At 72.8% G+C, this 12,620-nt stretch carries 12 protein-coding genes and 1 pseudogene; 5 read left to right on the top strand and 8 right to left on the bottom strand.

The window, feature by feature from the left end:
* The first annotated feature begins 86 nt into the window (after positions 1 to 86).
* Positions 87 to 1,172 (top strand): helix-turn-helix domain-containing protein, encoded by a 1,086-nt coding sequence (locus LTT61_RS16640; protein ID WP_233020868.1) that lies wholly within the window; start codon positions 87 to 89, stop codon positions 1,170 to 1,172.
* Positions 1,169 to 1,756: a hypothetical protein gene (locus tag LTT61_RS16645; RefSeq protein WP_233020869.1), complete on the top strand. Its 588-nt coding sequence runs from the start codon at positions 1,169 to 1,171 to the stop codon at positions 1,754 to 1,756. The genes LTT61_RS16640 and LTT61_RS16645 overlap by 4 nt, the downstream gene beginning before the upstream one ends.
* Positions 1,757 to 1,822: 66 nt before the next feature.
* On the opposite strand, the gene LTT61_RS16650 is transcribed toward LTT61_RS16645, so the two are convergent.
* The gene (locus LTT61_RS16650; RefSeq protein ID WP_233020870.1) at positions 1,823 to 2,401 is read right to left on the bottom strand and encodes a hypothetical protein; all 579 of its coding nucleotides are present in this window, start codon (positions 2,399 to 2,401) and stop codon (positions 1,823 to 1,825) included.
* 442 nt (positions 2,402 to 2,843) lie between these two features.
* Here LTT61_RS16650 and LTT61_RS16655 point away from each other — a divergent pair, with 442 nt between their 5' ends.
* On the top strand, positions 2,844 to 4,163 hold the full coding sequence (locus LTT61_RS16655) for a lipase family protein (protein ID WP_233020871.1): 1,320 nt from the start codon (positions 2,844 to 2,846) through the stop codon (positions 4,161 to 4,163).
* Positions 4,164 to 4,218: 55 nt separating this feature from the next.
* Entirely contained in the window at positions 4,219 to 5,766 is a 1,548-nt protein-coding gene (locus LTT61_RS16660) for an LVIVD repeat-containing protein (RefSeq protein ID WP_233014716.1), read from the top strand.
* Between the two features lie 278 nt (positions 5,767 to 6,044).
* Here the strand turns inward: LTT61_RS16660 and LTT61_RS16665 are convergent.
* The 6 genes and pseudogenes from LTT61_RS16665 to thiO all read right to left on the bottom strand — a co-directional run.
* Positions 6,045 to 6,800 (bottom strand): annotated as a pseudogene (locus tag LTT61_RS16665) (adenylate/guanylate cyclase domain-containing protein); the annotation flags it as partial.
* Between the two features lie 369 nt (positions 6,801 to 7,169).
* Complete coding sequence (locus LTT61_RS16670; RefSeq protein WP_233014725.1) at positions 7,170 to 7,931, bottom strand: ABC transporter permease; 762 nt, start codon at positions 7,929 to 7,931, stop codon at positions 7,170 to 7,172.
* Positions 7,931 to 8,875 (bottom strand): ABC transporter ATP-binding protein, encoded by a 945-nt coding sequence (locus tag LTT61_RS16675; protein ID WP_233014727.1) that lies wholly within the window; start codon positions 8,873 to 8,875, stop codon positions 7,931 to 7,933. Before LTT61_RS16675 ends, LTT61_RS16670 begins: the two co-directional genes overlap by 1 nt.
* Before the next feature lie 85 nt (positions 8,876 to 8,960).
* Positions 8,961 to 9,665, bottom strand: coding sequence for a thiazole synthase (locus LTT61_RS16680; protein WP_233021045.1), 705 nt, complete (start codon positions 9,663 to 9,665; stop codon positions 8,961 to 8,963).
* Positions 9,666 to 9,753: 88 nt separating this feature from the next.
* On the bottom strand, positions 9,754 to 9,969 hold the full coding sequence (gene thiS / locus LTT61_RS16685; protein ID WP_233014737.1) for a sulfur carrier protein ThiS: 216 nt from the start codon (positions 9,967 to 9,969) through the stop codon (positions 9,754 to 9,756).
* Positions 9,966 to 11,093 (bottom strand): glycine oxidase ThiO, encoded by a 1,128-nt coding sequence (thiO, locus tag LTT61_RS16690; protein WP_233014739.1) that lies wholly within the window; start codon positions 11,091 to 11,093, stop codon positions 9,966 to 9,968. The genes thiS and thiO overlap by 4 nt, the downstream gene beginning before the upstream one ends.
* A gap of 111 nt (positions 11,094 to 11,204) precedes the next feature.
* Between thiO and thiE the strand changes: the two genes are divergently transcribed.
* Positions 11,205 to 11,921, top strand: a complete 717-nt coding sequence (gene thiE / locus LTT61_RS16695; RefSeq protein WP_233014741.1) for a thiamine phosphate synthase — start codon at positions 11,205 to 11,207, stop codon at positions 11,919 to 11,921.
* Between the two features lie 9 nt (positions 11,922 to 11,930).
* Here the strand turns inward: thiE and LTT61_RS16700 are convergent, their stop codons facing one another.
* Positions 11,931 to 12,617, bottom strand: a complete 687-nt coding sequence (locus tag LTT61_RS16700) for an NUDIX hydrolase (protein WP_233014759.1) — start codon at positions 12,615 to 12,617, stop codon at positions 11,931 to 11,933.
* Positions 12,618 to 12,620: the final 3 nt, after the last annotated feature.

Below are 12,620 nucleotides of genomic sequence, written 5' to 3' on the forward strand. Positions count from 1 at the left end.
CGGTTCGACGACGGCCACCTCCGTATACCAAGCGTCGCCAAAGCCTACGCTGGCTCGATGGCGTGGCATGTGGGAAAATCCCACATATGGACGGCAAGGTTCTAGGCGCGCGCATCGCGGCCGCGCGGACAAGCCTCGAACTCACGCAGGACAACCTCGCGAATCGCGCCGGTATCGAGCGGACCGCGCTCGTCCGGATCGAGAAGGGCGAGCGGAAGGTATCCGCGGTCGAACTCATATCCCTGGCCGCGGTACTCGAGACTCCGCTGGCATGGTTCGTTCGCGACCCGTTGCCCGCGGTGGTCAGCCGACGCTCCGAGACGGTGCCGACCCACGAGGTCACCGCTCGGCTGGACCGCGAACTCGAACTATTCGCCGGCGACGTCGCGGCGTTGCTGAGCAGAGGCGTGCTCGAGCGAGCCGCGGATCGCCCGACCTGGCCGACCCCACGCTCGCACGCGGAAAGCGAGCAGGTCGCGGGGGCAGTACGCAAACACCTCAGAGCAGGGCTGGATCCGCTGCGCGAACTCGGGCGGGTCGCTGAGGTCTTCGGTTTGTACTCGTGCTCGCTGCCGCTCGGCGCCGGTGGGGCGGACGGCGCGCTCGTCGAGGTCGCGGAGGGCTGTGGTGCGGCCGTCATCGACGGCGACGCCCAGTCGGGGCGACGCCGAATGTCCCTGGCGCACGAACTCGGGCACTGGCTGTTCGGAGACGCTTACGATGTGACAGCCGGCGATGCCGAGCGGATGATCAACTCCTTCGCCGCGTACCTTCTCGCCCCGCGAGCAGGTGTCGCCAAGTTACGGCGGGACAACCCCGGGGATTCCGTGCGCGACCGAGCGATCAGGGTCGCCGGCACGTACCGAATGTCATGGTCGGCCGTGATTCTGCACCTCCGGAACCTCAGCGAGATCACCGAAGACGACTATCGCGGCATGGAAGGGCGCATACCGGTGCCGGGCGAGTTCGCAAAGCTGGCGATCGTTCTCGATACCGACGAACTTCGCCCCCCATCGGTGTCCCCCGGCCTGACCGCCGCGATAGTCGCCGCGTACGTCGATCGGAAGATGACCGCAGCGCGCGCAGTGGAACTTCTGCGGGGCACGCTCGCCGACGAGCACGACCTACCACCGCAGCGTCAGGAAACGGCCGCCGATTACGCCAGCCTGTGACCGCACCGACCGAGGGCCGCTGGGTGATGGACACCTCGACCTTCACCCACTTCTGCCGAGCCGGCCGTGAAGATCTCCTCCGGCGACTGGCACCGCAGGGAGTCATCCTGCTTCCCGACACCGTCCTGACCGAGGTGGAAGCCGGGCGTGACCGCGGGTACGACATCCCGGCAATCGCGAGCTTCCCCTGGGTCGAGCGGGGGATTCTGACGCTCGCGGAGGAGTACACCCAACTTCTCATCAAGGTCGACATGCCGTCCAAGAAGTCGGACCCACCACGCAAACACCTCGGCGAGTGCGCGGTCCTGGCCTGCGCCAAGCATCGGGCGATGGTGGCCGTGATCGATGACGGCGACGCCCGGACCCAAGCCAGACAGCGTGAACTGCCCTACATCACGACGATGTGGATCGTCGCCGAGGCGCACAAGACTCTCGAAGACATCGACTGCGAAGCCACCGAGCAGATCTATCAGGATCTTCTGGACACGGAGATGAAACTGCCCGCAGCCGGCGCTTTCCACCCGTGGGCGACCCGGTTCGGCATGCTCGCCTGCACTCCGGAACCCTCCGCTGAGCAGAGCTGAGGTTCTCGACGCAACCCAGCGGCCAGCGGCGCGGCCCGTGACCACACGGACCGCGCCGGGCGGCTTCTACCCCGCCGGGGCGAGCTCCAGCAAGCGCCGGGCGCCGGTGACCTCCGCACCGGCCCAGAACGTCTCCGTACAACCGTCTCCCGACACCCGCGCACCGGACGCGCGCACCGCGCAGGACTTGAAGGCCCGTCCCGCGACGCTCACCCGGTGCCGGGCGGGGCGCATGCGGTACCCGAGTTCCTCGGGCGGCAGCCCGCCCCACAGCACCGTCTCCGAGTGGCCACCGCCGAGCGGCGGCACCAGATCGGAGCGGTAGCTGTCGACCGCGATGGCGAGTACGTCGGGCCGGATCTCGCGGACGGCGGCGGCGGGCCAGTGCTCCAGGTCGAGCGGGACGGCGCCGAGGATCTCCAGCGGGCGGACGGCGGCGGGGTCGGAGACGGGGACGATCACCTCCCACCCGGAGGCCCGCATGTCGAAGAGCCAGCCGCCGAGGTGGTGCACCACCTCGGTTACGTCGGGCGCGACGACCACTAATCGATAGCGCAGTTCGTAGCGGCGGGCGTGTGCCCGCCATTCGATCGGTGAGTAGGTGCCGAAACCACGTTCGGGCAGGTCCGCGGATCGTACTGCCATGTTCCATCCGTTCTCGATGCCACACCGGCGGCAGCTCGCCCGACCACGACCGCGCGGCACGAAGGCGCGCGCGATTCGCCTCGACGAGGTAAGGGCGACGACGCACCGGGACTGGGGGCTGGGGCGTCGCGCTCGGACGAAAGCGTGCCGCGTCCACGGTAACGGGGTTACTGCGATCGGATCGCGAAACGGCGGATTCCGACCGGTCCGCTGGATCCGGGACCCCGAGCGGTCACCAGGCGCACTGACCGATTGCGCCAATGAACTGCGGAAACCTTCCCCCTCGGCGATCCCGGCGAGCTGACACCGCGAGGGCTCACTTGCCGATAACCATGTTACTGTCCAGTTGGGTCTCTTCCGTGACCGGTCGCACTCGACCGGGCCCGGAGTGATCGACGACATTCCGGCGAAGGGGCCGGGGTGGTGGCCAGGGAGAATTCGGATGGATCGACAGCAGCGGCGCTCGCGGTGGCAGGGCCGGATGACGGCGGCGGCACTCGCGCTCGCCTGCGCCGCCGGGCTCACGGCGGCCGTGGCGGCACCGGCGACGGCCGAGCCGGTCAGCGCCTTCTACGTCCCGCCCGCGCAGGTCCCGGCCCAGCCGGGGACCGTCATCAAGACCCAGCCACTGTCGCTGTTCGCCACCCTGCCGACCGAGCAGGGCTGGCCGGGCAAGGGCGAGCTGATCATGTACACCAGCACGCTGCAGGACGGCTCACCGGTCGCCACCACCGGCACCTACATCGCCGCCGCCGGGCCGTGGCTCGGCCCCGGACCCCGCCCCACCGTGGTGATCGCGCCCGGCACCTCCGGGCAGGCCGATCGCTGCGCGATGTCGGTGGCCTTCTCCACCGGGCTGACCGCCTTCATGGACCCGTCGCCGAGCATCTCGGCCAACCAGGAGCTGCCCTCGTCGGCGGCCTGGGCCGGGCTCGGCGCGAACGTGGTGATCCCGGACTACATCGGGCTCGGCACCCCGGGCATGCACACCTACGGCAACCGGTTCGAGCAGGGCCACGCCGTGCTCGACGCCGCGCGCGCCGCCAACAGCCTCGCCGGCGTCGGCCCGGAGACCCCGCTGGTGTTCTGGGGCTACTCGCAGGGCGGCGGCGCCACCGCGGCCGCCAACGAGCTGCTGCCCGAGTACGCACCGGAGCTGAACCTCAAGGGCACCTGGGCGGGCGGCCCGACCGCCGACCTCTCCGCCATCCTGGACAAGATCGACGGCGCGCTGATCGGCGGCGCCATCGGCTACGCCATCAACGGCATGCTCGCCCGCTTCCCCGACCTGGAGCGGGCGCTGGTGCGGGTGAGCAGCCCGGCGGGCCAGAACATGCTCGCCACGCTCGGCGAGACCTGCATCGGCGACCTGATCTTCCGGCACCCGTTCCTGCGCACCAACTCGCTCACCGTCGACGGGCGCTCGCTGAGCGTGCACCTCGCCGACATGCCGGAGGCCGCCCCGGTGCTGGCCGAGCTGAAGGTCGGCAACCTGAAGCCGCACGCGCCGGTGCTGATCACCAGCGGGCGCAACGACGACACCGTGCCGTACGGCCAGGCCAAGCAGCTCGCGCACGACTGGTGCGGCCTCGGCGGCACCGTCGAGTTCCGGACCAACGAGCTGCCGCCGATCCTGCCGGGCTTCACCATCCCGAACCACTTCGGCCCCGAGCTGATCGACGGTTTCAGCCCGAACAGCGTGATCGCGTACCTGATCGACCGGCTCGCGGACAAGCCGATCTCCGGCTGCTCCATCGACTGATCGGAAACATCGTTCTAACATTCCGAGAATCAGAGTCTCGGATCGAGGGCGCAACATGAGAACGAGCCGAAGTCGCAGGGTCGCGGCGGTGCTGGCGGGGGCGATCCTGCTGCCGGTCGGGGTGGTGGCGGCGCAGCCGCCGCCCTCCGGGGTCAGGCACATCGCGACGGTCGCGGATGTCGCGGCCGCCCCGGCGGCCTGCGGCCCCGGCTCGGCGCCGGAGACCGGGCTGCAGGGCGAGGTGCCCGCCGCGGATCGCGCGAGCGGGCGCAGCGCAGCCGGGTACCGGTGCAACATCAGCCGGATCGGCGGCTTCGACGGGCCGGGCGGCGGCATCGTCTCGGCCGCCTTCGAGCACTGCGTCTACGTCGGCAGCTTCTTCCCCGGCAGCCTCACCGGACCGAGCCCGGGCGTGCAGGTGCTCGACGTCTCCGATCCGGCGAACCCGGTGCCGACCACCACCCTGACCGAACCGGCCATGCTGGCGGGCACCTGGGAGTCGCTCAAGGTGCACGAGGGGCGCAAGCTCCTGGTCGGTGCCGGGGTCCCGCTGCTCACCGGGGCCGGGCTGCTCTCGGTCTACGACCTCACCGACTGCGCGCACCCCCGGCTGCTCAACCCGGGGCCGGGCACCGCCGTCGACCAGCCGCTGCCGATCATCGCGCACGAGGGCGGCTTCTCCCCCGACGGCCGCACCTACTGGTCGTCGGGGACCGCGCCCGGCCTGCTCAGCGCCGTCGACCTCACCGACCCGGCGCAGCCGCGGATCGTCTGGCAGGGGATGCCGGGGCTCTCCGTGCACGGCATCGGCTTCAGCCCGGACGGCGACCGGCTCTACCTCGCCAACAACTTCGGCGGGCTCACCGTGCTCGACACCTCCGCGGTGCAGCGCCGCGACCCCGACCCGCGGGTGCCGACGCTCTCGGCCACCAGCTGGACCGACGGGTTCGCCAGCCAGCACGCCGTCCCGGTCACCTACGGCGGGGTACCGCACCTGTTCGTGGTGGACGAGGCCGGGTCCGGCGGGGTCAAGATCTTCGACGTCGCCGATCCGGCGCAGCCCCGGCAGCTCAACTCGATCAAGCTCGAGATCAACCTGCAGTCCAACCAGGACACCGCGCTCGGCTCCAGCTTCGGCGGTTCGCTGTTCGCCTACGACGCGCACTACTGCACCGCCGACCGGCCGCGCGACCCGACCGCGCTGGCCTGCGGGTGGCTCGCCTCCGGGATCCGGGTGTTCGACGTCCGCGACCCGGGCGCGGTCCGGGAGATCGCCTACTACAACCCGCCCGCGCGCATCGGGCAGCCGGCCGGGGCGAACTCGCCGCAGTCGCTCTTCTCGATCGCGGGGGTTCCGCTGCTGAACGCGGGCGCGCTCACCCAGGCGCTGGCCGCCGGGGTCTTCGATCCCGCGCAAGCGCTCGGCGGGGTGCGCGGCGACAAGCTCATCGGGGATCAATCCGCCGACCTGTGCTTCTCGCCGCCCACCTGGCGCGGCGACCAGCTCTGGGTGACTTGCTCGGACAACACCTTCCAGACGCTGCGGCTCGACCCGGCGGTGTACACACCGCCCGCGGACCAGCAGACGACGGTCGGCTCCTAGTCCCCGGCGGGGTCCCGCTTGCGGCCGGATCTCGGCCGCCGCGGGGTCGCCGCCGCGGCGGGATCACGCTGCGCGGCAGCGCCGTCGGGCGGGGTCGCGCGGTCGTCCCCCGCCGCGGCGTTCCGCGACCGCCTGCCGTTCGTCGCCCGCGCCTCGCTCCCGGTGACGGCCTTGCCCGCTTCCGGCGCGTCCTGCCCCCTACCCGGCCGCGGCTCCGCGCCCTTGCGCTCCTTCGACACCTTCGGCGCGGCGCCCGGCCGCGCACCCGGTTCACCGACGCTCAGCACGAAGAGCCGCAGATCCTCCGGCACCCCGCTGAGCGGCGCCGCGAAGAGGCCGCGGCGATACGGCTTGACCCGCCCGCCGAGCAACTCCAGCGTCTCCGGTCGCAGCGCGCGCAGGGTGGCCTCGGAGAGCATGGTGTTCCCGTTGCCGCCCGCCTCCATCACCCTGGCCGCGATGGTGACGTCGACGCCGAGCCAGTCACCGCCGATCTCGCGCGGCGAGCCGGTGTGCAGCCCCATCCGCATGCGCGGGCGGTAGTCGCCGAAGTCGACCGCGCCGAGCGCGCGCTTCATGGCGACGGCGGCGGCGAGCGCGTGGTCGGGGGAGTCGAAGACGGCCATGAGCCCGTCGCCCATCCGCTTCACCACGGTGCCGCCGCGCTCCACCACCGGCGGCTCGATGGCCAGCGCGACCCGGCGCAGCAGGTCGAGCGTGGCCTGGTCACCGGCGGTGAGCGACCAGCGGGAGAAGGCGACCAGGTCGGTGAAGAGCACCGTGACCTCTTCGCTGCCGCGGCCGCGGCCGACCCGCTCCAGCATGGCCTGCCACACCTGCAGCGCGCCGAAGCCGACCTCGCGGGCCGCGCTCGGGGTGTCGCCGACGAGCCGGTCGGCGGCGCGGGCGACGGCGCGCGGGCCACCGGGGCCGGTGACCGAGAGCGGATCCCCGAACGCCGGATCGCCGGGCAGCCGGTGCCTGGCCCGGCGCAGCGCGCCGATGATCTCCTGGCGCCGGTTCGCGGAGTGCATCAGCTCGGCCAGCCGCGCGCGGCGGCCGAACGCGGAGGCGTCGGTAACCGCCTCCGGCTCCGGCTCGGGATCGGCACCGCCGGATGTCGGTCTCACGGTGCGAGGGTATCGCAGGGCATCGGCGGAGAGCGGGGCCGAAGGTCACAGGTATCCGGGAAACGGCAGCGCGACGGCGGAAAACGGCGATGAACGCACCGGGCCCGGTGTGGCTGGTGCCACACCGGGCCGGCGGCGACGACCACCGGGCAGTGGTGGCCGATGCGGGGCCGCGACCTCGGGGAGATCACGGCCGCACCCGAGCGGCGAGGGACGTGGGCTCGGGTGGCTCGGAGGTTGCTCCCATTCGGGGAGTAACCGATTATGCGCGGTTCAGGCGTCCCTGCGGTCCGCGTACACCAGGGCGGCGACGTAGACCACCGCGACGAACGCGATGAAGTAGAGCAGGCTGCCCCACACGCCCCAGTGCCAATTGCCGCCGACCTCGGTGACGGTCAGGAACCGGTTGATGTTCTGGAAGGGCAGGAAGGGTCCCACATTACGCCCGAAGTTGCCGAACGCACTCAGCAGCGGCTCCAGCAGCAGCGACCAGAGCACGATCAGCGAGATCGCCGCGGCCGACTGCCGAACCAGCACGCCGACACCGACCGCGAGCACCACCGCGAGGAAGGCGTAGATCGGGATTCCGTAGATAGCCCGCCATTGGCCGTCGAAGGTCAGCGCGACCGTGGCCTCGGCACCGCCGACCACCTTGGCCACCGCGACCGCGCCGAGCGCGACCAGGGTGCTCAGCGCCGCCCCGTACAGCCCGACCAGCCCGGCCTTGGTGAGCAGCACGGTGTACCGGTTCGGCACCGCCTGGAAGGTGGTCCGCATGACGCCGAAGCGGTACTCGCTGGTGACGGTGAGCGCCGCCAGGATCATCAGCACCATGATCCCGAAGCCGGTGACGCCCGAGGTCGCGGTGCTGATGTCGAGCGCGGGCATGCCGACCTCCGGGTCATCGGCCGAGGTCCGCACCACGAGCGCGAAGAGCGCGGCGAGGCCGAGGCCGAGCGCCACGATCACCGCGGAGCACCACCAGGGCGACCTGGTCGAGGTGAGTTTGATCCGTTCCGCTGCCAGCACGCCCATCAGAGCGCACCTCCCATCACCTGGTCGACTCCGCTGCCGTGGTATTCGACCGCGCCACCGGTCATCCGCATGAAGGCGTCCTCCAGCGAGGCGCGCTGCGGCGCCAGCTCCAGGAGGGTGATGGCGTTCTGCCCGGCCAGCGTGCCGACGGCATCGCTGGTGACCCCGGCGACCACGAGCGCGGGGCCGTCCTGGCCCGCGCCGTCCTCGCGCACGGTCATCCCCGCCGAGGTGAGCAGGCTGCGCAGCTGGTCCAGCTGCGGGCTGCGCACCCGGACGGTCGCCTCCGAGGCCCGCTCGATGAACTCCTGCGTGCTGGAGTAGGAGATCAGCTCGCCGCGGCCGATCACGACCAGGTGGTCGGCGGTCTGCGCCATCTCGGAGAGCAGGTGGCTGGAGACCAGCACGGTCCGGCCCTCGCCTGCCAGCCGCTGCATGAAGCGGCGGATCCAGAGGATGCCCTCGGGGTCGAGGCCGTTCACCGGCTCGTCGAAGAGCAGCACCTCGGGGTCGCCGAGCAGCGCACCCGCCAGGCCGAGCCGCTGCGACATGCCGAGCGAGAAGCCGCCCGCCGCCTTGTTCGCCACCTCGGAGAGGCCGACCAGCCGCAGCACCTCCTCCACCCGGTCCTTGCCGATGCCGTTGGAGGCGGCCATCCAGTGCAGGTGCGAGCGGGCGGAGCGGTTCGGGTGCACCCACTTGGCGTCGAGCAGCGCGCCGACGGTGCGCAGCGGGTTCTTCAGCTGCCGGTACGGCACCCCTTTCACCAGCGCGGTCCCGGAGGTGGGGGTGTCCAGTCCGAGGATCATCCGCATGGTGGTGGATTTACCCGCACCGTTCGGCCCGAGGAACCCGGTCACCTGCCCGGGCCGGACGGTGAACGTCAGATCCCGTACCGCGACCGTCTGGCCGTACCGCTTGGTCAGACCCTTCAGTTCGATCATGCCGCCAAGCATTCCGCACCGGGGGTGCTCCGCGCGTCGGCAGCAAGTCGCGGCGCGCGTCATCCTCGCGGAGGACCCGCCCGGACTACAGCTCCGGGGAGGAGGCCTGCGCCCAGAAGCGCTTGGGGATCCGCCCGGCCAGCCGGGCGGCGTGCCCGGCGCGCACCGCGTCGGCCATGGCGGCGGCCATCAGCGCCGGTTTGCGGGCCCTGGTGACGGCGGTGGCGAGCAGCACGGCTGAGCAGCCGAGCTCCATGGCGAGCGCGGCGTCGCTCGCGGTGCCGATACCGGCGTCCAGGATGACCGGGACCTCGGCTCCGGCCACGATCATCTCGATATTGTGCGGGTTGCCGATGCCGAGGCCGGTGCCGATCGGCGAGCCGAGCGGCATCACCGCGGCGCAGCCCGCCTCCTCGAGCCTGCGCGCCAGGATCGGGTCGTCGTTGGTGTAGGGCAGCACGGTGAAGCCGGCGTCGACCAGCTGCTCGGCGGCGCTGAGCAGCTCGACCGGGTCCGGGAGCAGGGTGCGCTCGTCGGCGACCACCTCCAGCTTCACCCAGTCGGTCTCCAGCGCCTCGGCGGCGAGCTGCGCGGTGAGCACCGCCTCGGCGGCGGTGCGGCAGCCCGCGGTGTTCGGCAGCGGCGCGATGCCGAGCCGCTTCAGCAGGTCGAGCACGCCGGTGCCGCCCGCGGCGTCGATCCGGCGCATGGCGACCGTGGTGAGTTCGGTGCCCGAGGCGAGCAGCGCCTCCTCCAGCACGGTCAGGTTCTCGGCGCCGCCGGTGCCCATCACCAGCCGGGAGCCGAACTCCCGGCCTGCGATGCGCAGCGGCTCGAACTCGGCGGCCTGGACCGCGGTGGCCTCGGGTGTGGCGAGTTCAGCCACCCTGGACCGCCGTCAGAACCTCGATGGTCCAGCCGCGGCCGACCGGCTCGTCCCAGCGCGACTTGGCGAACACCGCGCCGTCGACGGCGAGCGCGATCCCCTTCGTCGGCAGCTCCAGCCGGTCGAGCAGCTCGCGCACCGAGAGCGGCTCGGCGAACTCGTGATCGGCGCCGTTCACGGTCACCCCGATCGGGATGGATGTCGTCATCCGATTCCTCCTGTGTCTGTGCGGGGCCCGTCGCCGGGCCGATCAGCGGCCGCCGCAGCGCCGGTCGCCGCCCGGGCCAGGAACCGCCCCGGGTCGGCCACCTCGGCCGCGGGCAGCGAATCACCGTCGAGCAGCGCGAGTACGGCCTCCGCGGTGAGCGGAACGGCGAGCATGCCGTTGCGGCCGTGCCCGGTGGCGGCGATCACCCGGTCGTCGAGCGCGCCGATGAGCGGCAGGTTGTCCGGGCTGCCCGGGCGGGAACCGGCGCTCGCCTCGGCGAACTCGTACTCGGCGATGGCCGGGAACACCGCCTCGGCGTCGGCGATCAGATCGCGCACCCCGCCGACGGTGACCGCGGTGTCGAAGCCAGCCTCGTACTGGGTGGCGCCGACCACGATCCCGTCGCCGCGCGGCACCAGGTAGAGCGCGCGTCCGTGCACCCTGGCCCGGATCACCCGGCCGGGCGCGGGCGCGGCGCCCGGCCGGTGCCGCAGCCGCAGGATCTCGCCCTTGACCGGCCGCACCGGCAGCCCGGGCCAGAGCCGGGCGGAGGCGGCGCCCGCGGCGAGCACCACCCGGTCGGCGTCGAGCGCGGCGAGGTCGTCCACCCGGTCGGCGTCGACCCGGACCCCGGCCATCTCGGCGGCGGCGCGCAGCGCGGTGATCAGCGCCCGGTTGTCGATGGCGGGCTCGTCGGCGAGCAGCCCGGCGCGCACCGTGCGGGCCAGCCCGGACTCCCGCTCGCGCACCCCGGCGCGGTCGAGCAGCCGGAGGTCGTGGCCGTACCCGGCGACGAAGTCGGCGATCGTGCGCAGGTCGGCGGCGTCGGCCTGGTCCAGCGCGACGGTCAGCGTCTGGTCGGCGACGAAGAGCGGGATGCCGGTGCGCGCGGTGAGCCGCTCGGCGAAGCCGGGCCAGCGGGCGAGCGCGGCGGCGCCGAAGCCGAGCACCAGCTCCTCGCCCGGCCAGCCCTCGGAGAGCGGGGCGAGCATGCCGCCGGCCACCCAGGATGCCCCCGCGGCGATCTCCGGGTCGGAGATGGTGACAGACCACCCGGCCTCGGCGGCCCGCCATGCCACGGCGAGCCCGATGGCGCCGCCACCGACGACGGCCAGAGTCCGCATCCGCTCCACCTGCCTCCTTGTCCGTATCCACGGTAGCGCGGGGAGCGCCCCCCGCTGCCGGGTGCCCGGTACCGGTCGACGGGCGGGATCGGGGTGACTACCGTCCTCTCCATGCAACCCGGCCACCCGGTTCCGCCGATCACCCCAGCCCGGCCCGTTCCGCCGCGGGACCGGCTCCGCACCGCCCGGCTCTACCTCTGCACCGACGCCCGCCGCGAGCGCGGCGACCTGGCGAGCTTCGCCGAGGCCGCGCTGGCGGGCGGGGTCGACATCATCCAGCTGCGGGACAAGGGCTCGCCGGGCGAGGCGCGGTTCGGTCCGCTGGAGGCCAAGCAGGAGCTCGGCGCGCTGGCCGAGCTGAAGGCCGCCGCGCGCAGGCACGGCGCGCTGCTCGCGGTGAACGACCGCGCCGACATCGCGCTGGCCGCGGGCGCCGACGTGCTGCACCTGGGCCAGGACGACCTGCCGCCCTGGTACGCGCGCAAGATCCTCGGCCCGGACGTGGTGCTCGGCCGCTCCACCCACGACCGCGACCAGGCACGGCTGGCCGCGCTGGACGAGCACATCGACTACTTCTGCACCGGCCCGCTGTGGGCAACCCCGACCAAGCCGGGCAGGGAGGCCGCCGGGCTCGAGCTGGTGCGCGAGACCGCTGCCGCCGCGCCGGTGCGGCCCTGGTTCGCGATCGGCGGGATCGACGCGGAGCGGCTGCCCGAGGTGCTCGCCGCGGGGGCATCGCGGGTGGTCGTGGTGCGTGCGATCACCGCGGCCGACGACCCGGAGTCCGCCGCCCGTGCGCTCAAATCCGCGCTGCTGGCGGATGTCTGAGCCGTGCGATCAGGAGAGCACCTGGCAGCGGGTGAACGAGAGAACAGCGGTGTCCGGCGGCGGCGCGGCTCCGGCGGATTCGCGCGCCGCGGCCAGGTCGACGATCTCGGCGAACTCGCCGGGGCCGGCGGGCTCGGCGTGCAGCCAGACGAAGCCGCGATCGGCCAGGTCGAGGGTGCGCGGCAGCGCCTTCGCGAGCCGGTCGTCGGCGGCGAGCCCGGCCGGGTCGATCCGCGCGGGGGCGGCCCGCAGCCCGGGCCAGGACAGGGCGAAGCCGGGGTGCAGCGGGTGGTCGGCGACCTCGTCCTCCGGCACCCAGGCCAGCTCGGTGCTCTCCCTGTTGCCGACGGTGACCAGCGGGGACGGCGCGTCCGCGACGACGGTGGTGTAGGTCCAGCCGCTGGCCGCCGCCGCGGTCACCCGCTCGGCGCGGACCCGGACGTCATCGGCGCGGATGCCCGCCTCCTCCCACGCCTCGCGCACCGCCGCGTGCACATTCGTCTCGTGGCTGTCCCTGGCTCCGCCGGGCAGCGCCCAGGTGCCGCCCTGGTGGCTCCAGAGCGCCCGGTGCTGCAGCAGCACCGCCGAACCGCCACCGGCCAGCGGCGCCCGCAGCAGCAGCCCGGCCGCCCCGAAGCGGCCCCAGTGCTTCGAGCCGTCCGGGCCGAGCGACCAACCGTCCCCGTCACCACGCATCCG

The organism is Nocardia asteroides (assembly GCF_021183625.1).
In the GTDB taxonomy this organism is placed as follows: domain Bacteria; phylum Actinomycetota; class Actinomycetes; order Mycobacteriales; family Mycobacteriaceae; genus Nocardia; species Nocardia asteroides_A.